The sequence below is a fragment of the Micromonospora sp. NBC_01405 genome, assembly GCF_045040155.1.
Classification (GTDB): domain Bacteria; phylum Actinomycetota; class Actinomycetes; order Mycobacteriales; family Micromonosporaceae; genus Micromonospora.
Genome location: NZ_CP109532.1, coordinates 3447778 through 3469516, shown reverse-complemented (window position 1 = coordinate 3469516; position 21739 = coordinate 3447778). Strand labels below are relative to the sequence as shown.

Genomic DNA, 21739 nt, shown 5'->3' with positions numbered 1-21739 from the left:
CGGGCGAGCGCCGCCACTTCCCTCCGGGCCCGCCTACTTCTTCGAGACGAGGGCCCGGCCGAAGAAGGCCAGGTTGGCGGGGCGCTCGGCGAGCCGGCGCATCAGGTAGCCGTACCAGTCGGTGCCGTACGGCAGGTAGGTGCGGACCCGGTAGCCCTCGCCGACCAGCCGGGCCTGCTCCTCCGGCCGGATGCCGTAGAGCATCTGGAACTCGAAGCGGTCGGACCCCCGGTCGAACCAGCGGGCCCGGTCCTCGCCGATGGCGACCAGGCGCGGGTCGTGGGTGGCCAGCATCGGGTACCCGTCGCCGGACATCAGGATGTTCATGCACCGCACGTACGACTTGTCCACCTCGCGGGCGGACTGGTACGCCACCGACTCCGGCTCCTTGTACGCCCCCTTGCACAGCCGCACCCGGGACCCGACCGACGCCAGCTCCCGGCAGTCCGACTCGGTCCGCCGCAGGTACGCCTGGAGCACCGCGCCGGTCGACGGGAAGCTCTTGCGCAGCCTGGCCAGCACGTCCAGGGTCGAGTCGGTGGTGGTGTGGTCCTCCATGTCCAGGGTGACCGTGGTGCCGGCCTCGTCCGCCGCCGCGCAGATCGCCCGCGCGTTGTCGTACGCGAGCTGCTCGTCGAACATCTGGCCGAGCGCCGAGAGCTTCACGCTGACCTCGGCGGCGGGGGTGAGCCCGGCGTCGGAGAGCAGCCTCAGCAGCCTCAGGTACTCGTCCCGGGTCGCGGTGGCCTGCTCTCCGGTGACGGTGTCCTCGCCGAGGTTGTCGAGGGTGACCGCGAGGCCGTTCGCGACGAGTTCGCGGGTCGCGCGTAACGCGTCGTCGGTGCCGGAGCCGGCGACGAAACGGCGGACGACGTCCCGGGTGAACGGGGCCGTCGCGACGAGCCGCTCGACCTGGGATGACCGGGAGGCGGCAAGGATGACGGAACGGAGCATGAGCCGAGGGTAACGCCCGGGCGTGTCCCCGCGCCGGGAGGCGGGCACCGTACGTCGACCCCGCGCCCCGGGGCTGCCGAGGTGGCGCGGATCGGCTACAACAATCCACGTGGAAGAACGTCCCCGACGCCGACTCCGGTCGGCCACCGTGCAGCTCGGCGCGCTGACCGCCCTCGCGCTCACCCTCTCCGGCTGCAACATGTCCTCCGACGACGATGACGACTGCGCGCTCGGGCCGGTCGGTGGTGGGACGACCGTGGCGCTGGCGATGAACGTGCCGGCCAACGCCACCGCCACCCGCACCGACTCGGGGCCGGTCACGGCGGCCGTGCCGGAGCGCGGGGGGTTCGGCACCCACCTCGCCTCCTGCGGGGGCTGACGTGCGGCGCGAGGCGGTCACCCCCCGCCCGGACTGGGACGCCACCGTCCGCTCGCAGGGCCTGGTCTACATCGACACCGAACTGCCCGACGGCGGGATCATGTCGTACTGGGACGAGACCGCAGCGTACGTCTTCGGCCTGGAGGAGGTGCTCCGGCTGGAGGAGGCGACCGCGGAGCTGCACCGGATGTCCGTCGCCGCCGCCGAGCACATCGTGGCCCGCAACCGGTACGCCGAACTGGGCATCCCGGCCTGGGCGACAGAGGCGGTGGCCCGGTCGCTGCGCGAGGCGCCGCCGAGCCTCTACGGCCGCTTCGACCTCTGCTACGACGGCACCTGGCCGCCGAAGCTGCTGGAGTACAACGCCGACACCCCGACCTCGCTGGTCGAGGCGAGCATCGTCCAGTGGTTCTGGCTGGAGCAGACCCGCCCCGAGGCGGACCAGTGGAACAGCCTGCACGAGCGGCTCGTCGCCGCCTGGGCGAGGTTCGGCGCCGACCTGCACGACAAGCAGGTGCACGTCGCCTGGTCGAACGAGGAGGAGTCCGGCGAGGACCAGATCACCGCCGGGTACCTGGCCGAGACGGCCCGGCAGGCCGGGCTCGCGGCGGAGCTGCTGCCGATCCAGGACGTCGGCTGGGACGGCCGGCGCTTCGTCGACGCCGCCGACCGGCCGGTCACCACCTGCTTCAAGCTCTACCCCTGGGAGTGGATGCTCGCCGAGCCGTACGGCCCGCTGGCGCTGGATCCGGGCACCCCGACCACCTGGATCGAGCCGGCGTGGAAGCTGCTGCTGTCCAACAAGGCGCTGCTCGCCGTGCTGTGGGAGCTGTACCCCGGCCACGAGTACCTGCTGCCGGCATACCTGGACTCGCCGCGCGGCATGACCGAGTACGTGGCCAAGCCGCTGCTCGGCCGGGAGGGCGGCTCGGTGCGGATCGTCACCGGCGGCAAGGAGATCACCAATCCGGGCAGTTACGGCGACGAGGGCTTCTGCTACCAGGAGTTCCGGGCCCTGCCGGAGTTCGCCGGCAACCACGTGGTGCTGGGCAGCTGGATCGTCGACGGGCAGCCGGCCGGCGCGGGGGTCCGGGAGAGCCGGAGTCTGATCACCGACGGCTACGCCCGGTTCCTGCCGCACTACATCGATACACCGCGACTCCCCTGAGTCGTCTACGGTTGAAGGCGTGAACTTCGACGCGTACGCCCGGACCGGGGTTGACCTCGTCAACGCCCGACTGGACGACCTCGACGACCTGCGGGCCATCTTCCCTGACGAGAACGCGTGGATGCGCGACGAGGTCGCGGAGCGGGACCTCGCGATCTTCCGGCGGGCACAGAAGCGCCTGCGCGACATCTTCGACTACGGCACCTCCGGGCGGGACGTCCAGGCGGTGGCCGAGCTGAACACGCTGCTGGAGGCGTACCCGGTTCAGCCGCGCATCTCCGGCCACGACTCCAGCGACTGGCACATGCATGTGACCAGCCGGGGCGCGTCGGTGAGCGCGGAGTACCTGGCCGGCGCCGCGTGGGGGCTCTCGGTCTGGCTCTGCGAGTACGGCAGCGCCCGGTTCGGGGTCTGTGCCGACGAGCGCTGCGGCAACGTCTACCTGGACACCTCGTCGAACTGTTGCCGGCGGTTCTGCTCGGAGCGTTGCGCGACCCGCTCGCACGTGGCCGCGCACCGGGCCCGCAAGCGCGCGGCGATCGGCGAGCAGGTCGCCGCGCCGGCCGACGAGGCCCTCAGCCCGGTGAGCTGACCCGACCCGCCGGCCATCGGCGGCTCGGGGCGGGGAACCGGCCGCGCCGGGGTGGGTCAGGCGTCGACCGGGGACGGGGCGGTGAGGTGGGCGCGGGCGAACTCCAGGGCCTCGCGCAGGTCGGCCTCGCGGACCGCGCGGCTCTTCGCGCCCCGGGTGGTGACCTCCACGGCGACCGAGCCGGTGAAACCGCGCCCGGCGAGCGACCGGAGCAGCTCGGCGCAGGGCTGCGTGCCTCGCCCCGGTACCAGGTGCTCGTCGCGCCCCTCGCCGGTGCCGTCGCCGAGGTGCACGTGGGCCAGGGCACCGCCCATCCGGTCGGCCATCTCCAGCGAGTCGGTGTGCGACGCGGCGCAGTGCGACAGGTCGAGCGTGTACGACGGGTAGCCGGTCTCGGTCGGATCCCAGCCCGGCACGTACGGGACGAACTGCCGACCGGCCATCCGCACCGGGTACATGTTCTCCACCCCGAAGCGCAGGCCGTCGAACTCCTCGGCGATGGTCGCCAGCCCGTCGGCGAAGTTGCGGGCGTAGTCCCGCTGCCAGGTGAAGGGCGGGTGCACCACGACGGTCGGCGCCCCCAGCGTCTCGGCCAGCTCGCCGGCCCGACGCAGCCGCTCCCACGGGTCGGGGCTCCACACCCGCTGGGTGACCAGCAGGCAGGGCGCGTGGACGGAGAGCACCGGCACCCCGTAGTGCTCGGCCAGGCCGCGCAGCGCGCCGGCGTCCTGGCTCACGGCGTCGGTCCAGACCATCACCTCGACGCCGTCGTAGCCGAGCGCCGCGGCCAACTGGAACGCCGCCGCGGTCCGCTCAGGGAAGACCGAGGAAGTGGACAGGAGCACCGGCACGCGGGAAGTCACACCAGCCAGCGTAGCCCGGTCCGGTTGCGGCATCGTGACGAGCGGTCGCAAACCACCGCGTAACGCCACGGTTTCTCACATCGGCGTGAGCTGATCCAGCCGGCGCAGGATGACTCCCTCGCGCAGCGCCCACGGGCAGATCTCCAGCGACCGCACGTCGAGCCGGCGCATCACCGCCTCGGCCACCACCGCCCCGGCCAGCAGTTGGTGTGCCCGCCCGACGCTCACCCCCTCCAGCTCGGACAGGTGGCGCGGCGGGATGTGCCGGACGAAGCCGAGCACCTGCCGCAGGCCGTCCCGGGTCAGGCTGCGCCGGGCCCGGAGCCCGGCACCGGACGGGGCCGCGCCGGCCAGCCGGGCCAGCGTGCGGAACGTCTTCGAGGTGGCCACCGGGCGTTCCCAGCGGATCTCGGCCATCTTCTCCGCCACCGGGTCGAGCAGCCCGTCGACGTACTCCCGGAGTTCCTCCACGGCCTCGGCGGACGGCGGGACCGCGCTGTCGGGGTCGACCCGGAGCCGGTCGCGGGTCAGCCGGCCCGCGCCGAGCGGGAGGGACACCGCGACGTCCGGGTACTCGTCGATGCCTGCGGCGATCTCCAGCGAGCCGCCGCCGATGTCCAGCGCCAGCAGCCGCCCGGCCGACCAGCCGAACCACCGCCGCACCGCGAGGAACGTCATCCGCGCCTCGTCCGTGCCGGAGAGCACCTCCAGGCGTACGCCGGTCTCGTCGCGCACCCGGGCCAGCACCTCCTGCGCGTTGGTGGCCTCGCGCACGGCGGAGGTGGCGAACGCGATCAGGTCGGCGGCGTCCAGCCCGGCGGCGGCGGCCCGGGCCGCGCCCACCGCCTTGACCAGGCCGTCCGCCCCCGCCTCGGTGAGCGCGCCGTCGGGGCCGATCTGCTCGGCGAGCCGGAGCACCACCTTCTCGGAGTGCGCGGGCCAGGGGTGCGCGCCGTGGTGGGCGTCGACCACCAGCAGGTGCACGGTGTTGGACCCGACGTCGAGGACTCCCAGTCGCATGCTCAAGACAGTAGGGCCTGGCCGGATCGTCGGCTCGCCGGTGGGACCGGGCGACCGGGCGTACGCTGGGCCGGGTGACGAGCCAGATCGAGATCCGGGCCCTGGTCGACGATCCCGACGACCCGCGCAACCGGGAGGTCGGGCTGGACTTCCCGCGGGAGTGGATCGAGTTCGTCGACCCGGCCGACGCCACGCACGTGGTCCGGGCCGACCTGACCTGGCTGCTGTCCCGCTGGACGTGCGTGTTCGGCAAGGGCTGTCACGGCATCGTCGCCGGCCGGGCCGCCGACGGCTGCTGCTCGCACGGCGCGTTCTTCACCGACCCGGACGACGAGAAGCGGGTCCGCGCGGCGGTCAGGCGGCTCACCCCGGGAACCTGGCAGCACTTCCGGCGCGGGTTCAGGAACTGGACCTCCGACGACACCATCGACGGAGAGAACCCCGCCCGACGCACCGCCACCCGCGACGTCGACGCCCCGTGCGTGTTCCTCAACGACGCCGATTTCCCGGCCGGCGGCGGCTGCGCGCTGCACGCCCAGGCGCTGCGCGACGGGGTGCACCCGCTGGAGTACAAGCCGGACGTCTGCTGGCAGCTTCCCGTCCGGCGGGACCAGGAGTGGCACAAGCGCCCGGACAACACCAAGGTGCTGATCTCCACCCTGACCGAGTTCGACCGCCGGGGCTGGGGCGCGGGCGGGCACGACCTGGACTGGTGGTGCACCTCGTCGACGGACGCGCACGTCGGCGCCGAGTCGATGTACGTCTCGTACGGCCCGGAGCTGACCGCGCTGATCGGCGCGCCCGCGTACGCGAAGCTCGCCGAGCTGTGCGCGGCCCGGCTCCGCCAGGGCCAGGTCGCCCCGCACCCGGCCAGCGGCTGAGGCCCGGCGGCGGTCAGCCGGCCGGCACGTCGGGGCTCCCCGGCGCGGGGCCCGGCCCGGTCACGGCTCGAACTTGTAGCCCAGTCCGCGGACGGTGACGATGAACCGCGGCGCGGACGGCTCCGGCTCGATCTTCGAGCGCAGCCGCTTCACGTGCACGTCCAGGGTCTTGGTGTCGCCGACGTAGTCGGCCCCCCAGACCCGGTCGATGAGCTGCCCCCGGGTCAGCACCCGGCCGGCGTTGCGCAGCAGCAGCTCCAGCAGCTCGAACTCCTTGAGCGGAAGCTGCACGCTGCCCCCGTCCACGGTGACCACGTGCCGCTCGATGTCCATCCGCACCGGGCCGGCGGTCAGGGTCGGCGTGCCCGAGTCGGTCGCCTCCTGGCTCTGCCGGCGCAGCACCGCCCGGATGCGGGCGACCAACTCCCGGGGCGAGTACGGCTTGGTGACGTAGTCGTCGGCCCCGATCTCCAGGCCGACCACCTTGTCGATCTCGCTGTCCCGCGCCGTGACCATGATGATCGGCACGTGCGAGCGCTGGCGGAGCTGCCGGCACACCTCGGTGCCGGACATCTCGGGCAGCATCAGGTCGAGCAGCACGATGTCGGCGCCGGTCCGGTCGAACTCGGTGAGGGCTGCCGGGCCGGTGGCCGCGACCGAGACCTCGAAGCCTTCCTTGCGGAGCATGTACGACAGGGCGTCGGAGAACGACTCCTCGTCCTCGACCACCAGAACGCGGCTCAACAGATTTGTCCTTTCATCGCGGTCAGGCCTGCCGGAGCTCGGCCGGGCCGGCCTCGATCCCACCGGACGGCGTTGTCGGCAGGAGGTCGTCCGGTGGACGGGCGGGCAGCCGGAGGGTGAACGTCGACCCACCCCCCAGAGTGCTCGACACCTCGACCCGTCCGCCATGGTTGCTGACGATGTGTTTGACGATGGCCAGGCCCAGCCCGGTGCCGCCGGTGGCCCGGGACCGGGCCTGGTCGGCGCGGTAGAACCGTTCGAAGACCCGCTCCACGTCGGTCGGCGCGATCCCGATCCCCTGGTCGGCGACGGAGATCGCGACGTGTTCGCCGTCGGCCCGGGCGGTGACCCGGACCGTGGTGTCCTCGCCCGAGTAGTTGACGGCGTTTTCGACCAGGTTGGCCACGGCGGTGGCGATCTGGGAGTCGCTGCCGTACACGGTCAGCCCGCGCTCGCCCTCAATGATCACCTCGACGCGGCGGGCGGCGGCGCTGGTGCGGGTACGGTCGAGCACCTCGGCGACCACCCAGTCCACCGCGACCGGCTCGGGCGCGGGCTGCGGCTCGGCCCCCTGGAGCCGGGTCAGCTCCAGCAGCTCCTGCACCAGCCGGCCCAGCCGGGTCGACTCGTGCTGGATGCGCTCGGCGAACCGGCGGGCGGCGACCAGGTCCTCGGGGAGGTCGATGGCCGCCGCGCCGGCCGGCTCGGTGGCGTCCAACAGCGCCTCGGCGAGCAGTTGCAGGGCCCCGATCGGGGTCTTCAGCTCGTGGCTGACGTTGGCCACGAAGTCCCGGCGGACCTGGGCCAGCCGGTGCGACTCGGTGACGTCGGCCGCCTCGACCGCCACGTGCCCGCCGCCGACCGCCATCGCCCGCAGGTGCACGCCGAGCGGGCCCGGTCCGGCGTTGTCGCGGCCACGCGGCAGGTCCAGCTCGATCTCGCGCCGCGCGCCCGTGCGGCGCACCTGCCCGGCCAGCGTACGGATCAGCGGGTGCGCGGCGATCGTGCCGGGGGTGGCCCCGGCGCGCAGCAGACCCATCGCCCGGGCCGCCGGGTTGACCAGTACCGGCACGTCGTCGGTGTCGAGCACCACGACGCCGGCGCGCAGCGAGTCCACCGTCCGGCGGCCGAGGCTGGACAGGACGGTCTGCTGATCGTCGACCATCGCGGGCCTCCCCCAGGTCCGGAGCAGGCGGCCGAACCCGCTGCCCCCGGCGGCCGGGCCGCGGCGGCGCCACGCCCCCACGAGCCGGGGCAGCAGCGCCCCGATGGCCAGCCCGGCCACCAGCGCCACGACAATTGCCGCCGTCACCGCCCATTCCACCCGGCGATCGTAGGGTCATTGTTCACCGGGGTATCGCCATAAACGGGATGAAGCGCCCTCGCTTCCGGCAATGTTCACTCCTCGGTCCCGCGCCGTTCACCGGCGTTCACCTCCGGGCATCTCCCCCGACCTACGGTGGTCGCGCACCTGCTCGACCCCTGCGCCGACGCCCGGACCGCCGGGCCGGCGACCACCGACCACAGGACGTGATGATGCGCGACGAGTTCCGGGCCGACCTCCAGATCGTCAGCCGGTTGCTGGTGGACATGGCGGAGGCCATCCGTGCCGCCATGCGCGAGGCCACCCGCGCCCTGCTCACCGCCGACCGTCAGGCGGCCGAGACCGTGATCGAGCGGGACGCCGAGATCGACGACCTCTACCGGCACGTCGAGGAGCGGGTCTGCGACCTGCTCGCCCGGCAGGCGCCCGTCGCCTCCGACCTGCGGGCCATGATCACCGCCCTGCACGTCGCCGCCGACCTGGAGCGGATGGGCGACCTGGCCGACCACGTGGCGAAGACCGCGTTGCGCCGGCACCCGTCCCCGGCGGTCCCGGCGGAGCTGCGGACGGTCTTCACCGACATGGCGTCGATCGCCGACCGGATGGCCGAGAAGATCGGCAAGGTGCTGGCCGCGCCCGACGCCGAGCTCGCCGCCGAACTCGACCGCGACGACGACACGATGGACGACCTGCACAAGAGCCTGTTCGCGGTGCTGCTCGGCGACGACTGGCCGTACGGGGTGGAGACGGCGATCGACGCCACCCTGCTGGGCCGCTTCTACGAGCGGTTCGCCGACCACGCGGTCAACGCCGGTGAGCGCGTCGTCTACCTGATCACCGGGGAGCCCGCCGCGTCGGCCGAGTGAGCCGGTCCGGAAGGGGCCCCTGCCGCGCACGATGCGTCGGAAGGGGCCCCTTCCGACGTCGTCAGCGGCCCTGGTTCGCGACCGCGGCGGCCGCGGCCTTGGCGGCGGTCGGGTCGAGGTACGTCCCGCCCAGGGTGAGCGGGCGCAGGTGCGGGTCCAGGTCGTAGCGCAGCGGGATGCCGGTCGGGATGTTCAGCTTGGCGATCGCGGAGTCACTGATCTGGTCGAGGTGCTTGACCAGGGCGCGCAGCGAGTTGCCGTGCGCGGCCACCAGCACCGTCCGGCCGGCCAGGATGTCCGGCACGATCGAGTCGTACCAGTACGGCAGCATCCGCTCGACGACGTCCTTGAGGCACTCGGTGCGCGGCATCAGTTCGGCCGGCAGCAGCGCGTACCGGGGGTCGCCGACCTGCGACCACTCGTCGTCGTCGGCGATCGGCGGCGGCGGCGTGTCGTACGACCGGCGCCAGAGCATGAACTGCTCCTCGCCGTACTCGTCCAGGGTCTGCTTCTTGTCCTTGCCCTGCAGCGCGCCGTAGTGCCGCTCGTTGAGCCGCCACGACCGGCGCACCGCGATCCAGTGCCGGTCGGCGGCGTTCAACGCCAGCTCGGCGGTGCGGATCGCCCGGCGCATCACGCTGGTGTGCACCACGTCCGGCAGCAGGCCGTGCTCGCGCATCAGCTCGCCGCCGCGCCGCGCCTCGTTCTCACCCTTGGCGGTCAGGTCGACGTCGACCCAGCCGGTGAAGAGGTTCTTCGCGTTCCAGTCGCTCTCGCCGTGCCGCAGCAGGACCAGCGTCCCGATGGTGGGCCCTTCGCTCGCAGTCATGCCGATCATCCTGCCGTACGCCTCCGGCGGACACGCGGGGACGGGCGGTGACGACCACCACGTGGAAAAGCTGGTGACCAGCGATCACGGGCGAGACTAGGTTGTAAGGCGCTTTAGATAGGTCGGTCATTACCGAGGCGGGGGCGCGAGCGTGCGGACGATGCGGGGCTGGTTCCGGGACACCACCGGCGGACTGCCGAGAACCTTCTGGTACCTGTGGGCCGGCACCCTGATCAACCGGCTCGGCTCGTTCGTCCTGATCTTCCTGGCCATCTACCTCACCCAGGAGCGCGGCTTCGACGAGCTCGCAGCCGGCCTGGTGCTCAGCCTCTGGGGCGTCGGCGGCGCGGTCGGCACCACGCTGGGCGGGACGCTCGCCGACCGGTGGGGCCGGCGACCTACGCTGCTCACCGCCCACCTCGGCGCGGCGAGCATGATGCTCGCCCTCGGCTTCGCCCGGGAACTCTGGGCGGTCGCCGTCGGCGCGCTGCTGCTCGGCCTGTTCGCCGAGGCGGCCCGGCCGGCGTTCGGCGCCATGATGATCGACGTCGTCCCGGAGCGGGACCGGCTGCGCGCGTTCTCGCTCAACTACTGGGCGATCAACCTCGGCTTCGCCAGCGCCGCGATCCTCGCCGGGCTCGCCGCCGAGGCCAGCTACCTGCTGCTGTTCGTGATCGACGCGATCACCACCCTGGCCACCGCCGTGATCATCTTCGTCAAGGTGCGAGAGACCCGGGTTTCGGCCGTCGCGGTCACGCTCGCCGCCGAGGCGGCCCGTCCCCGGGGCGCGCTGCGCACCATCCTCACCGACCGGGTGTACCTGGGCTTCGTCGCGCTCAACCTGCTCGGCGCGCTGGTCTTCCTCCAGCACATCTCGATGCTGCCGATCGCCATGGGCGACGACGGCCTGAGCCCGTCCACCTACGGCACCGTGATCGCGCTCAACGGGGTGCTGATCGTGGCCGGGCAGCTCTTCGTCCCCCGGCTGATCCGGGGGCGCAGCCGCTCACACGTGCTCGCCCTGGCCGCCGTGGTGATGGGGGTCGGCTTCGGGCTCACCGCCTTCGCGGACGTCGCCTGGTTCTACGCGCTGACCGTGCTGGTCTGGACCGTCGGCGAGATGCTCAACTCGCCGTCCAACTCCACCCTGATCGCCGAGCTCTCCCCCGCCGACCTGCGCGGCCGGTACCAGGGGGTGTTCTCGCTGTCCTGGCAGCTCGCCGGGGCCGCCGCCCCGCTGCTCGGCGGCCTGGTCCGGCAGCAGGCCGGCAACGGCGCGCTCTGGCTGGGCTGCGCGGCGCTCGGCGCGGTGATGGCGGTCGGCCACCTGGTCTCCGGCCCGGCCCGGGAGCGGCGGGCCGTCGCGCTGCGCCCGCCGGCCGCGCCGGTCGAGCCGGTCACCGTCATCCGGCCCCCGGCGCCACAGGCGGCCGAGGCCGCAGCCACCGCGCCCGCCGAGCCGGTCGGGTCCGCCACCGACGGGTACGCCCCGGAGCCCGACCGGAACCACCGGGCCGCCCCGACCCGGTGACCAGGAACACGCTGGCGCGCCCGGCCCTGGCTTTCCTACCGTCGACGCCGGCATGGTCAACAAGCTTTACCGGGAGGTCGGATGCATCCCCTGCGGCGCTGGTGGCATGACTCCGCAGGCGGTCTCCCCGCCACGTTCTGGTACCTCTGGGCAGGTCTGCTGATCAACCGGGCCGGCGCGTTCGCCATGCTCTTCCTGCCGCTGTACCTGGCCGAGGCGCGCGGGGCGAGCGCCGCGCTGGCCGGCGCGGTGGTCGGGGCCTACGGGGCCGGCGGCGCGGTTGGCGTGCTGCTCGGCGGGGTGCTGGCCGACCGGTGGGGGCGGCGGGCCACCCTGCTCGCCGCGCACCTGGCCACCGCCGGGCTGATGGTCGGGCTGGCCTTCAGCCGGCACCTGGCTGCCATCGCCGCGCTGGCCGCCCTGGTCGGGGTGGTGCACTCCATGCCCAGCCCGGCCTTCGTCGCCGCGATCGTCGACGTGGTGCCGGAGCACCGCCGTTCCCGCGCGTTCAACCTCCAGTTCTGGGCGTTCAACCTGGGCATGGCCGTGGCCTCGCTGCTGGCCGGCCTGCTCGCCGAGGCAAGCTTCCTGGCGCTGTTCCTGGTCGACGCGGGAGCCACCCTGACCGCCGCCGTCGTGATCTGGTGGAAGGTCCCCGAGACCCTCGCCCGCACCCGGGCCGCCCGGTCCCCGGACGGCCACCGGACCGCCCGGACGGGAGGCGCCCGGAGGCCGCGCCAGCCCGGGCTGCACACCGCGCTCACCGACCGGACGTTCCTGGTCTTCGTCGGGCTCACCTTCGTGCTGGCCGTGCTCACCATGCAGACCTCGACGATCATGCCCCTGGCGATGCGCGCGGACGGGCTGGGGCCGTCGGCGTACGGGACGGTGGTGGCGCTCGGCGGTGCCCTGATCGTGCTCGGCCAACTCTTCGTGCCCCGGCTGGTCGACCGGTACCGAAAGGGCGTCGTGCTCGCCGCGTCGACCACGCTGCTCGCCCTCGGCTTCGGCGCCCTGGCCTTCGCCGGGACGCTGCCCGCGTACCTGGCCGCCGCGGTGGTCTGGACGGCCGGCTCGATGCTCGCCGCCCCACCGAACGCACAGATCAACGCCGACCTCGCCCCGCCCGAGCTGCGCGCCCGCTACCAGTCGGTGTTCTACCTGGCCTTCCCGGCGGCGTCGTTCGTCGCGCCGGCCCTGGGCGGGCTCAGCCTCCAGCACCTCGGCGACCTGCACTGGCTGATCGTCGGCGCGCTGGGCCTGCTGGCCGCCGGGGGCCACCTCCTGGCCGGCCCGCCTCGGGAACGCCACGTGGCCGTCCTGCGGAACGGGGAAGGGCAGCCCCTGGCCAGGGCCGCCGCTGGAGCCGGCAGCCCCCCGGCCACCAACTAACCCAGACAAACGAAGACCGCCGCGTGCGTCGTGCGCCGTTTCATGATCGTCTGTCGTTGCGCGACAGCGGGCCCGGCGTGTCGTGTCGGTATCCAGCAGACGATCATGCGGGCCATGCGGGTCCGGCGCGCGGGCCGAGAAGGGGCGGCGGCCGGGTTCAGGAACGCGCAAAGCGTCCACCTCGACCTTGGGCCGTGGTGGACGCTCGCAACGTGCCCGGCGGCGGCGGGCGACCCTCACCCCCGTAAGCGTCGCCCGCTCGCGCCGCCGGATCCCCCGGATGGCACCGTCCCCCAACGGTGTGACCCATCCGTTCCCCTGCGCCTCGCCCGTGCACGGATCTGATCGATCCGCCGCTCCCCCGAACGTTTCCGAGCTTGGCGCGGTGCAATAAAGCTAGTTCGCCCAGATTGCGGATTCAACCCGGATCGGCTGTCTCGCCGGTCACAGCACCGTCGTCCGGAAACCGGGATCCGCACTTCTCGGCCTCGCCTTGGGCCAACAGCGTCTACCCGCCGGGCATTCCCGCAAACCCTCAGGCGTCAGCCCGATCGGGCGACTCCGTGCGGAAGAAGTTGCTCTGCCGTCCGTCACGCAACTGCTCCTGGTAGATGAGGTTCAGCCGGCGTACGTCGAAGGTGTCGAACCACTCGTCCCAGGTGATCTCGCGCATCCGGCTGCTCTCCCGGTAGCCCGGCATGTTGAACGTCAGCACCCCCGCCCGACCCTCCCGCTCGGTCCCGGCGATCGTGGCCGGCCGCGCGCCGCGCTCCTCCGCCCAGCGCCGGATCACATCGTGGTCGGTGGTGACCAGGCTGCGCCCCGGGCGCTCCGGCCGGTCCTGGAGCGACGTGATGGGCTGCGAGGACCGCACCGATCGGGACGTCGAACCCCCGGTCCGGACGGCCGACCGCTGCCGGTTCGGGGCACCCTGGCGAGCCGGGGCCGGCGCCTGCCGCTGGTTGGTGCCCGACCGGCCGGCGGCCGACGGGGCGGCCTGCCGCTGGTTCGCGGCGGCCTTCCGGGCCCCGGCGGGAGCCGCCCGCCGGTTACCCGCCGCCGTCGTGGTCGTCCTACGGGCCGGGGCCGCCTTCCGGGCGGGGGTGGAAGCCGCCTTGGCCCGGGCCGGAGCCGCCTTCGCCCGCGACCCCGTGGCCTTCGCCCGCGCCGGAGCCGCCTTCGCCGGAGCCGCCTTCGCCCGCGACCCCGTGGCCTTCGCCCGCGCCGGAGTGGCCTTGGCCGGGGCCGCCTTCGCCCGCGACCCCGTGGCCTTCGCCCGCGCCGGAGTGGCCTTGCGGGCACCCCCGGCCGCCTTGCGCGCGCCGGCTGCCGCCTTCGTGCCACGGGCCCGGCCCGCCGGCCCGGTGCTGCCCCGCGCCGCGCCGCCGGAGCGGACCTCGGCGCGCAGCGTCCGGGTCAGGGTCTTCACCAGTTCCGGCTTGCGCAGGGCGGAGATCCCGGAGACGCCGCGGCGACGCAACTGGCCACGGATGTCGTCGGCCCTCATCCGGGAGATCTCCGACTCGGAGATCCCCGGCGTGTTCGGGGTCTGGTTGCCCGCCTGCCGTTTCGTCCTGGTCGCAGTCCCGCCGCGACCTGAGCTGTTTCGCTGAGCCATGGGATGCACGCTCCTCGACAGTCCGTCCTCGGCGCGCGGTCGGTCCCAGTGCCGCACCGCGCGGTGCGGCATACCCCTCAGGACGGCTCCGAACCTCCCGCCTGCGCCGACGTCGCCGACGACGGCTCGAAGAGGTGCGCGAACGCGGCCAGGTTGGCGGTCGACTCGCCGCGCTTGACCCGCCACTCCCACTCCCGCCGGATGGCGGCGCCGAAGCCGATCTCCAGCATCGTGTCGAAGGACTCGTCGGCGTACGTCAGCACCGCGCCGAGCAGCCGGTCCAGCTCGGCCTCGTCGAGCCCTCCAAGGTTGACCCGGCCGGTCAGGTAGACGTCGCCGGCCGCGTCGATGGAGAAGGACACCCCGTACATCCGGGCGTTGCGTTGCAACAGCCACGCCCACAGTTCCTCGCGCCGCTCGTCCGGCTGGCGCATCACGAACGCCTCGACCCGCAGCGCGTGCTCACCGACGATGAGGTTGCAGACCGTCTTGAGCTTGTGGGTGCCGGGCAGGGTGACCGCGTACGACGCCTCGCCGGTGGACTCGGCGACCAGCTCCCGCTCCGCGCACACCGACTCGATCAGGGCGGCGACTTCGCTCTTCGCGCTGCTCATCGGCCCCACTCTACGGCCGCCCCGCCCCGCCCACCGGACGGTCGCCGCCGGCGAAGGGGCACCGGAGGTCTCGATGGACATGGCGTCCTGCCCCGTCTCACCACGAACAGCTCAGGGCGGGGTCGCCGGCGAGCTGGGCGGCCATCCGGCCGCGCCGCTCGGCGATCGTCTCGCCGTACACGTTGAGCAGGTGGGAGACCGTCCGGTCCCAGGAGAAGTTGCGGGCGTGCCGCTCGGCACCCAGGCCCAGGGTGGCCCGGCGCACCCGGTCGGGCAACAGGCGGATCAGCTCACGAGCCCAGTCGACCGGGTCGTGGCCGTCGATCAGCACCCCGCTGACCTGGTCCCGGACGGCGGTGACCAGGCCACCCACGGCGGCGGCCAGCACCGGCGTACCGCACGCCTGGGCCTCCAGGGCGACCAGCCCGAACGACTCGTTGTGCGACGGCACCGCGACCAGGTCGGCGGCCCGGTACACGGCCGGCAGGTCGTCGCCCGTGCACGGCGGCAGGAAGCGCAGCCGGTCGGCGACCCCGAGCGAGCCGGCCAGCTCGATCAGGGCGGTCGGCCGGTCCAACCCGCTGCCGCTGGGGCCGCCGACGATCACCACGGTCAGCTCGTCGGCGAGCAGCGGGTCGCGCTCACGCAGCGCGGCGGCGGCACGGATCAGCACGTCGGGGGCCTTCAGCGGCTGGATCCGACCGACGAAGGCCACCACGTACCCCTCGGCGGGCAGCCCCAGCCGGCGGCGGGCGGCGAGCATCGCGGCGTGCCGGTCCCCGGCGGCGGGGCGGAACCGGCCCAGGTCGACGCCGGGCTCGACCACGGCGACCCGGGCCGGGTCGGCGGCGTACCGGTGGAGCAGGTCGCGGGCCTCGACCTCGGTGTTGGCGACCAGCCGGTCGGCCTCGGCGACCACCTGCTCCTCGCCGATCACCCGGGCCTTCGGCTCCGGCCGGTCCCCCGCCGCAAGCTGTGCGTTCTTCACCTTGGCGAGGGTGTGCGCGGTGTGCACCAACGGCACCCCCCAGCGCTCCTTGGCCAGCCAGCCGATCTGCCCGGAGAGCCAGTAGTGGGAGTGGATGAGGTCGTAGTGGCCCGGTGGGCGGGCCGCCTCGGCCCGCAGCACCCCGGCCGTGAACGCGCAGAGCTGGCCGGGCAGTTCCTCCTTCGTCAGCCCTTCGAGGGGGCCGGCGGTGACGTGCCGGACGTGCACGCCGGGTGCCATCTCCACCACCGGCGGCAGGTCGCCGGAGGTGGCCCGGGTGAAGATCTCCACCTCGACGCCGGCCTCGGCCAACCGCCGGGCGACCTCCAGGATGTACACGTTCATCCCACCCGCGTCGCCCGTGCCGGGCTGGTGCAGGGGTGAGGTGTGCACCGACAGGGTGGCGATCCGCCGGGGCAGCGGCCACGGCCGGGCACCTCGCTGACGACCGATACCGGTGTGCAATTCCGCCACGTCCGCTCCCTCTGTCACGGTTGACGCCGTCCCGCACGACCGGCGCTTCTCGGTCAACCTGCGCGCCGGGTGTCATCTTCCCCATCGGGTATCGGAAATGCGTCCCGCCAACCCCCGAGCGTGACGGACCTCATCGGCGCCGCGCGCCCGCCCATTGGCACCGGACCGGCCCGACCGGGCGAGAATGGCCGGATGACATCTGTCGCGATCGTCACCGGGGCGTCCAGCGGGATCGGCGCGGCCACCGCCCGCCGGCTGGCCACCGAGGGATTCCACGTGCTCGCCGCCGCCCGCCGCACCGACCGACTGGCCGAGTTGGTCGCCGGAATCGAGGCGGCCGGCGGGGCGGCCACCGCAGTGGAGTGCGACGTCACCTCGCAGGAGTCGGTCGACGGCCTGGCCGAGGCCGCCGCGGCGGCTCCCGGCCCGGTCACCCTGCTGGTCAACAACGCCGGGGGCGCACGCGGGTTGGACCCGGTGGAGTCCGGCTCGGTGGACGACTGGCAGTGGATGTACGACGTGAACGTGCTCGGCACCCTGCGGGTCACCCAGGCCCTGCTGCCGGCACTGGAGGCGTCCGGCGCCGGCACCGTCGTGGTCGTCTCCTCCACCGCCGGCTTCACCGTGTACGAGGGCGGGGGCGGATACTCCGCCGCGAAGCACGCGCAGACGGCGATCGCCGGCACGCTGCGGCTGGAGCTGTGCGGCCGGCCGGTCCGGATCATCGAGATCGATCCGGGGATGGTGCGGACCGACGAGTTCGGGCTGGTCCGCTTCGGCGGCGACGCCGGGCGGGCGGCGGCGGCCTACGCGGGGGTGGCCGAGCCGCTGGTCGCCGAGGACGTCGCCGACTGCATCGCCTGGTGCGCGACCCGCCCGCAGCACGTGAACATCGACCGGCTGGTGGTCCGCCCGCTGGCCCAGGCCGCCCAGCACAAGGTGCATCGGACGAACCCGTGAGGCACCCGGAGTGATCCGGTCCCGCGGACGGGGGCGGCGCTGATGCGACCCCAGGGCGTGGTCACCCGGGGCACGACGAATCCCAACCGGCTGCGCCGGGTGGACAACTGGATCGTCGAGACGTGCGGCGGCCGGCTCCGGGCGGCGCCGGACCCGCTGGTGGTCGACCTCGGCTACGGCGCCACGCCGGTCACCGCCGTGGAGCTGCGCGCCCGGCTGGCCGCCGGGGTCCGCGCGGACGTGCGGGTGGTCGGGCTGGAGATCGATCCGGTACGCGTCGCCGCCGCCCGGCCCGCCGCCGACCCGCCGGGGCTCACCTTCGCCCGGGGCGGGTTCGAGCTGGCCGGGCTGCGGCCCGTCCTGGTCCGGGCGTTCAACGTGCTCCGCCAGTACGACGAGGGCGAGGTCGCCGACGCCTGGCGCACGGTCACCGACCGGCTGGCCCCGGGCGGGGCACTGGTCGAGGGCACCTGTGACGAACTGGGCAGGCTCGGCGGCTGGGTGCTGGTCGACGCCGCCGGCCCGCGAACGCTCACCCTGGCCGCCAAGCTCACCACGCTGGGCAGCCCCGCCGAGCTGGCCGAGCGGCTGCCGAAGGCGCTGATCCACCGCAACGTGCCGGGCGAACCCATCCACGCCCTGCTCCGCGACCTGGACGACGCCTGGCGGGCCGCCGCCCCGTACGCCCCCTTCGGCCCCCGCCAGCGCTGGCTGCACACGGTCGCGGCGACCCGCGCCTCGGGCTGGCCGATCGAGCACCGCCCCCGCCGCTGGCGCCTCGGCGAACTGACCGTCCCCTGGCCCGCCATCACCCCCCTCTGACCCACCCACCCCACCCACCCCACCCCCACACCACACCTCCGCGATCTTGCACTTGGGGCCCCTCGATCGCCCCTTTTCGCCTGACATGTCGGGGCCGGAACTGCAAGATCGCGCAGGGGTGGGGGTGGGGGTGGGGGTCAGAGGGTGCAGTTGATGAGGACCGGTTCGGGATGGAGGGTGACCGCGAAGCGGGCGTGGACGCCGTCGCGGATGTCGCGGGCCAGGGCGATCAGGGCCGCCGTGCTGGCGGTGCCGGCGCGGTTGGTGAGGGCGAGGGTGTGCTTGCCGGAGATGGCCACCCCCTCCGGGCCGGGGTGGCCCTTGGCGAACCCGGCCCGGTCGATCAGCCAGGCCGCGCTGACCTTGACCGTGTCGCCGGCCCCGGGCCAGTGCGGCGGCTCGCCGAGGTCGGCGGCGCGCTCGCGCAGCAGCTCGTAGCCCTCCCGGTCCAGCACCGGGTTGGTGAAGAACGAGCCCACCGACCAGGTGTCCGGGTCACCCGCGTCGAGCACCATGCCCTTGCCGGCCCGCAGCCGCAGCACGGTCGCCCGCGCGTCGGCCAGCGGCACCCGGTCGCCGACCTCGACGCCGAGCGCCCGCGCCAGCTCGGCGTAGCGGACCTGGCCGGACAGCGGGGACCGGGCGAGCCGGAAGTCGACCGAGAGGACCACCCAGCGCTCGCTGTACTTGAAGATGCTCGACCGGTACGCGAAGCCGCAGTCGGCCGCCTCCACCCGGCCCACGGTGCCGTCGGCGTGGTCGTACACCTGGACGCCGGTGATCGTCTCGGCCACCTCCTGGCCGTACGCGCCGACGTTCTGGATGGGGGTGGCGCCGGCGGAGCCCGGGATGCCGGACAGGCACTCCAGCCCGGACCAGCCGTTGGCCACGGTCGCGGCGACCAGGTCGTCCCACGGCTCGCCGGCCTCCACCCGTACGGTGACGGTGTCGGCGTCCTCGGCGACCACCCGCAGCCCCCGGGAGCGCACCAGCACGACGGTGCCGGGGAAGCCGGCGTCGCCGATCACCACGTTGCTGCCCCCGGCGAGGATAAGCACCTGGTCGTCCCGTAGGCGCGCCTGCTGCACCTTTTGTACGATCTCCTCGGCGCTGGCAGCGGTCTCGACCCGTCCCGCCGCGCCACCGAGGCGCAGGGTGGTGTATCTCGCCAACGACATCGGGTCGGCGGCGTGGGTTTCGGTGGCCGGCTGGGCACTAACGTCTGACACGCCTTTCACCCTAGGCTGAGGGGCAGCCGCGGCACCCACTGGTGGCCCGGTCGCCCGGAAGGATCCTGATGAGCAGACTGCACGGCACGAAGGACTTCTGGATCGGCGCGCTCCGGGCGGAGGGGCCCGCGTTCGCCGCCGCCGTCGCGGAAGCGCCTCCCGAGACACCCGTGCTGTCCTGCCCCGGCTGGACGATCAACGAACTGGCCCTGCACCTCGGCGACGTCTACCGCTGGGCGCACATCGTCGTCACCTCCGGCGGCACCGCCCGCCCGGATCGCCCCGAGCCGGGCGAGCTGCCCGCCGGGATGAACCCGTTCCAGTTCTGGCAGCACGGGTACGACCGGCTGATGGTGGCCTTCGACGGGCTGGACCCGGAGGCGCCTGCGTGGAACTGGGCGCCGCAGCCGAAGAAGGCGGGGTTCTGGCCCCGCCGGATGGCCCACGAGACCGCGGTGCACCGGTGGGACGCCCAGCTCGCCATCGCCGCCGGCGAGCCGATCGAGGCCAAGCTCGCGGCCGACGGGGTGAGCGAGGTGCTGGACACCTGGCTGCCCGCCGGCAGGCGGACGGCGACCGGCCAGTGGCACGGGGTCGTGCACCTCTCCGCGCCCGACGCCGGCCAGGACTGGTACCTGCGGCTGCGCGGCGAGGGCGTCGCGCTGCTGGACACCGACACCATCCTCGACCACGACGAGCACCACGCCCGGGCCGAGGTCACGGGGACTGCGAGCGACCTGCTGCTGGCCCTGATGGGCCGGGTCAGCTTCGACACCCTCGGCGTCGCCGGGGACCGGACGCTGCTCAACGGCCTCCGCACGGGCTGAGGCGCCGGCGGGCACCGGACTGCGCGCCCACCAGGCTGTGACGCCCGACCGAACCGCGTCGACCCGAACAGGGGCCCACCGGGTCGGTGGGCCCCTGTTCGGGTCGGTGGCAAGCGCCTTGAGAGCGCTCTCTTGACATCCGGCGGGGGAGGCACCACTCTCGGGCGAGAGCGCTCTCTCATGTCGGTCGGCCGCCCTGGAACGACTCCCTCTGGCCGTACCCTGTCCTCGAAAGACCCGAGAGAGACCATCGGCGGGACCACGGAAGGTGCGGTCAAGGCGTGAGTGAACTCCGATTCCCCGAAGGCTTCGTCTGGGGTGCGGCCACTGCGGCGTACCAGATCGAGGGCGCGGCCCGCGACGACGGCCGGGGCCCGTCCATCTGGGACACCTTCAGCCGTACGCCGGGCAAGGTCTTCGCCGGCCACACCGGCGACGTCGCCTGCGACCACTACCACCGGTACGCCGACGACGTGGCCCTCATGGCGGAGCTGGGGCTGAGGGCGTACCGGTTCTCGGTCGCCTGGCCGCGGATCCAGCCCGACGGCACCGGGCCGGTGAACCCGCGCGGCCTGGACTTCTACGACCGGCTGACCGACGCGCTGCTGGACCGGGGCATCGACCCGATCGTCACGCTCTACCACTGGGACCTGCCGCAGACCCTCCAGGACCGGGGCGGCTGGGCCAACCGGGAGACCGCCGAACACTTCGCCACGTACGCGGCGGCGGTGCACGGCCGGCTCGGCGACCGGATCCGCACCTGGACCACGCTCAACGAGCCGTGGTGCTCGGCCTACCTCGGGTACGGCAACGGGGTGCACGCCCCCGGCGTGCGGGACGCGGGGGCGGCCTTCGCCGCCGTGCACCACCTGCTGCTCGGGCACGGCCTGGCGGCCCGGGCGCTGCGCGCGGCCGGCGCGGAGGTCGTCGGGATCACGCTGAACCCGGCGGACGTGCAGCCGGCGGACCCGGACAGCGCGGCGGACGCCGCAGCGGTCCGGCTGGTCGACGGGTTGCAGAACCGGATCTTCCTGGACCCGCTGACCGGCGCCGGCTACCCGGCCGACGTGCTGGAGCACGTCTCCCGGATGGTGGAGCCGACCTTCATCCGGGACGGGGACGAGAAGCTGATCGCCGCCCCCATCGACCTGCTCGGGATCAACTACTACGCCCCGACGTACGTGGCCGGCCGGCCGGACGGCGCCGGCGGCGGGGCGTACCCGGGGACCGAGCGGGCGGTGGAGTTCCTGCCGGCGACCGGGCCGCTGACCGAGATGGGCTGGATGATCGAGCCGGCCGGACTGACCCGCCTGCTGGAGCGGCTCGCCGCCGACTACCCGGGCCTGCCGCTGATGATCACGGAGAACGGCGGGGCGTTCCCCGACCGGGGCGGCGAGGCAGGGCCGGACGGGGCCGGTCGGGTGGCCGACACCGACCGGATCGCCTACCTCGACGGGCACCTTCGGGCGGTACACGAAGCCATTGGCCGGGGAGTGGACCTGCGCGGCTATCTCGTATGGTCGTTGTTGGACAACTTCGAGTGGGCCGAGGGGTACCGCAAGCGGTTCGGGATCGTCCACGTCGACTACCTGACCCAGCGGCGCACACCGAAGGCCAGCGCCCGGTGGTACCAGGGGGTGATCTCCCGGAACGGGCTGTGACGA

At 73.6% G+C, this 21739-nt stretch carries 21 protein-coding genes; 11 read left to right on the top strand and 10 right to left on the bottom strand.

Translation table 11 applies throughout. The features are described from left to right. Positions 1 to 33 precede the first annotated feature (33 nt). Entirely contained in the window at positions 34 to 954 is a 921-nt protein-coding gene (locus OG559_RS14835) for a proline dehydrogenase family protein (RefSeq protein WP_405116055.1), read from the bottom strand. Between the two features lie 109 nt (positions 955 to 1063). Here OG559_RS14835 and OG559_RS14830 point away from each other — a divergent pair, with 109 nt between their 5' ends. Genes OG559_RS14830 through OG559_RS14820 form a run of 3 tightly spaced genes read left to right on the top strand, consistent with a single transcriptional unit; the run spans position 1064 to position 3093 of the window. After that, on the top strand, positions 1064 to 1333 hold the full coding sequence (locus OG559_RS14830) for a hypothetical protein (protein WP_405116053.1): 270 nt from the start codon (positions 1064 to 1066) through the stop codon (positions 1331 to 1333). Position 1334: 1 nt separating this feature from the next. Then, positions 1335 to 2501: a glutathionylspermidine synthase family protein gene (locus tag OG559_RS14825; protein WP_405116051.1), complete on the top strand. Its 1167-nt coding sequence runs from the start codon at positions 1335 to 1337 to the stop codon at positions 2499 to 2501. Between the two features lie 19 nt (positions 2502 to 2520). Continuing rightward, positions 2521 to 3093, top strand: a complete 573-nt coding sequence (locus OG559_RS14820) for a CGNR zinc finger domain-containing protein (protein WP_405116049.1) — start codon at positions 2521 to 2523, stop codon at positions 3091 to 3093. Between the two features lie 56 nt (positions 3094 to 3149). Here OG559_RS14820 and OG559_RS14815 read toward each other — a convergent pair whose 3' ends face one another. Next, positions 3150 to 3956: a sugar phosphate isomerase/epimerase family protein gene (locus OG559_RS14815; protein WP_405116047.1), complete on the bottom strand. Its 807-nt coding sequence runs from the start codon at positions 3954 to 3956 to the stop codon at positions 3150 to 3152. A gap of 75 nt (positions 3957 to 4031) precedes the next feature. Then, the gene (locus OG559_RS14810) at positions 4032 to 4976 is read right to left on the bottom strand and encodes a Ppx/GppA phosphatase family protein (protein ID WP_405116045.1); all 945 of its coding nucleotides are present in this window, start codon (positions 4974 to 4976) and stop codon (positions 4032 to 4034) included. Between the two features lie 74 nt (positions 4977 to 5050). On the opposite strand from OG559_RS14810, the gene OG559_RS14805 reads away from it, so the two are divergent. After that, positions 5051 to 5857: a hypothetical protein gene (locus OG559_RS14805; RefSeq protein ID WP_405116043.1), complete on the top strand. Its 807-nt coding sequence runs from the start codon at positions 5051 to 5053 to the stop codon at positions 5855 to 5857. A gap of 60 nt (positions 5858 to 5917) precedes the next feature. On the opposite strand, the gene OG559_RS14800 is transcribed toward OG559_RS14805, so the two are convergent. Both OG559_RS14800 and OG559_RS14795 read right to left on the bottom strand, forming a co-directional pair. Then, positions 5918 to 6601: a response regulator gene (locus tag OG559_RS14800; protein ID WP_396670433.1), complete on the bottom strand. Its 684-nt coding sequence runs from the start codon at positions 6599 to 6601 to the stop codon at positions 5918 to 5920. Between the two features lie 22 nt (positions 6602 to 6623). Beyond that, complete coding sequence (locus tag OG559_RS14795; protein WP_405116041.1) at positions 6624 to 7925, bottom strand: sensor histidine kinase; 1302 nt, start codon at positions 7923 to 7925, stop codon at positions 6624 to 6626. A 212-nt stretch (positions 7926 to 8137) separates the two neighbouring features. On the opposite strand from OG559_RS14795, the gene phoU reads away from it, so the two are divergent. After that, a complete protein-coding gene (phoU, locus tag OG559_RS14790; RefSeq protein WP_405116039.1) occupies positions 8138 to 8791 on the top strand; it encodes a phosphate signaling complex protein PhoU in 654 nt (217 codons plus the stop codon). A 61-nt stretch (positions 8792 to 8852) separates the two neighbouring features. Here phoU and OG559_RS14785 read toward each other — a convergent pair whose 3' ends face one another. Beyond that, the gene (locus tag OG559_RS14785; RefSeq protein ID WP_396670436.1) at positions 8853 to 9620 is read right to left on the bottom strand and encodes a phosphoglyceromutase; all 768 of its coding nucleotides are present in this window, start codon (positions 9618 to 9620) and stop codon (positions 8853 to 8855) included. Between the two features lie 151 nt (positions 9621 to 9771). Between OG559_RS14785 and OG559_RS14780 the strand changes: the two genes are divergently transcribed. Together OG559_RS14780 and OG559_RS14775 are read left to right on the top strand one after the other, a co-directional pair. Continuing rightward, complete coding sequence (locus tag OG559_RS14780) at positions 9772 to 11151, top strand: MDR family MFS transporter (RefSeq protein WP_405116036.1); 1380 nt, start codon at positions 9772 to 9774, stop codon at positions 11149 to 11151. A gap of 81 nt (positions 11152 to 11232) precedes the next feature. Continuing rightward, positions 11233 to 12543 carry an MFS transporter gene (locus OG559_RS14775; RefSeq protein WP_405116034.1) on the top strand — a complete coding sequence of 437 codons (1311 nt, stop codon included), beginning with the start codon at positions 11233 to 11235 and terminating at the stop codon, positions 12541 to 12543. Between the two features lie 535 nt (positions 12544 to 13078). Here OG559_RS14775 and OG559_RS14770 read toward each other — a convergent pair. The 3 genes from OG559_RS14770 to mshA all read right to left on the bottom strand — a co-directional run bounded on the left by OG559_RS14770 (position 13079) and on the right by mshA (position 16237). Then, entirely contained in the window at positions 13079 to 13951 is an 873-nt protein-coding gene (locus tag OG559_RS14770) for a hypothetical protein (RefSeq protein ID WP_405116666.1), read from the bottom strand. A 287-nt stretch (positions 13952 to 14238) separates the two neighbouring features. Continuing rightward, complete coding sequence (locus OG559_RS14765) at positions 14239 to 14775, bottom strand: YbjN domain-containing protein (protein WP_387014695.1); 537 nt, start codon at positions 14773 to 14775, stop codon at positions 14239 to 14241. Between the two features lie 97 nt (positions 14776 to 14872). Then, positions 14873 to 16237 carry a D-inositol-3-phosphate glycosyltransferase gene (gene mshA, locus OG559_RS14760; protein WP_405116032.1) on the bottom strand — a complete coding sequence of 455 codons (1365 nt, stop codon included), beginning with the start codon at positions 16235 to 16237 and terminating at the stop codon, positions 14873 to 14875. Positions 16238 to 16429: 192 nt separating this feature from the next. Here mshA and OG559_RS14755 point away from each other — a divergent pair, with 192 nt between their 5' ends. Both OG559_RS14755 and OG559_RS14750 read left to right on the top strand, forming a co-directional pair. Next, entirely contained in the window at positions 16430 to 17197 is a 768-nt protein-coding gene (locus OG559_RS14755) for an SDR family oxidoreductase (protein WP_405116030.1), read from the top strand. 42 nt (positions 17198 to 17239) lie between these two features. Further along, a complete protein-coding gene (locus OG559_RS14750) occupies positions 17240 to 18019 on the top strand; it encodes a class I SAM-dependent methyltransferase (protein ID WP_405116028.1) in 780 nt (259 codons plus the stop codon). Positions 18020 to 18156: 137 nt separating this feature from the next. Here OG559_RS14750 and OG559_RS14745 read toward each other — a convergent pair whose 3' ends face one another. Further along, on the bottom strand, positions 18157 to 19248 hold the full coding sequence (locus OG559_RS14745; RefSeq protein ID WP_405116026.1) for a UDP-N-acetylmuramate dehydrogenase: 1092 nt from the start codon (positions 19246 to 19248) through the stop codon (positions 18157 to 18159). Positions 19249 to 19316: 68 nt separating this feature from the next. Here OG559_RS14745 and OG559_RS14740 point away from each other — a divergent pair, with 68 nt between their 5' ends. Both OG559_RS14740 and OG559_RS14735 read left to right on the top strand, forming a co-directional pair. Then, positions 19317 to 20075, top strand: coding sequence for a maleylpyruvate isomerase family mycothiol-dependent enzyme (locus OG559_RS14740; protein ID WP_405116024.1), 759 nt, complete (start codon positions 19317 to 19319; stop codon positions 20073 to 20075). Positions 20076 to 20356: 281 nt separating this feature from the next. Continuing rightward, positions 20357 to 21736, top strand: coding sequence for a GH1 family beta-glucosidase (locus OG559_RS14735; RefSeq protein ID WP_405116022.1), 1380 nt, complete (start codon positions 20357 to 20359; stop codon positions 21734 to 21736). The last annotated feature ends 3 nt before the right edge of the window (positions 21737 to 21739 follow it).

What these genes read in the sequence shown, in the direction of transcription:
- OG559_RS14835 (WP_405116055.1), bottom strand. Translation starts at nt 954, where the DNA reads ATGCTCCGTTCCGTCATCCTTGCCGCCTCCCGGTCATCCCAGGTCGAG.
- OG559_RS14810 (WP_405116045.1), bottom strand. Translation starts at nt 4,976, where the DNA reads ATGCGACTGGGAGTCCTCGACGTCGGGTCCAACACCGTGCACCTGCTG.
- phoU (WP_405116039.1), top strand. Translation starts at nt 8,138, where the DNA reads ATGCGCGACGAGTTCCGGGCCGACCTCCAGATCGTCAGCCGGTTGCTG.
- OG559_RS14785 (WP_396670436.1), bottom strand. Translation starts at nt 9,620, where the DNA reads ATGACTGCGAGCGAAGGGCCCACCATCGGGACGCTGGTCCTGCTGCGG.
- OG559_RS14775 (WP_405116034.1), top strand. Translation starts at nt 11,233, where the DNA reads ATGCATCCCCTGCGGCGCTGGTGGCATGACTCCGCAGGCGGTCTCCCC.
- OG559_RS14765 (WP_387014695.1), bottom strand. Translation starts at nt 14,775, where the DNA reads ATGAGCAGCGCGAAGAGCGAAGTCGCCGCCCTGATCGAGTCGGTGTGC.
- OG559_RS14755 (WP_405116030.1), top strand. Translation starts at nt 16,430, where the DNA reads ATGACATCTGTCGCGATCGTCACCGGGGCGTCCAGCGGGATCGGCGCG.
- OG559_RS14750 (WP_405116028.1), top strand. Translation starts at nt 17,240, where the DNA reads ATGCGACCCCAGGGCGTGGTCACCCGGGGCACGACGAATCCCAACCGG.
- OG559_RS14740 (WP_405116024.1), top strand. Translation starts at nt 19,317, where the DNA reads ATGAGCAGACTGCACGGCACGAAGGACTTCTGGATCGGCGCGCTCCGG.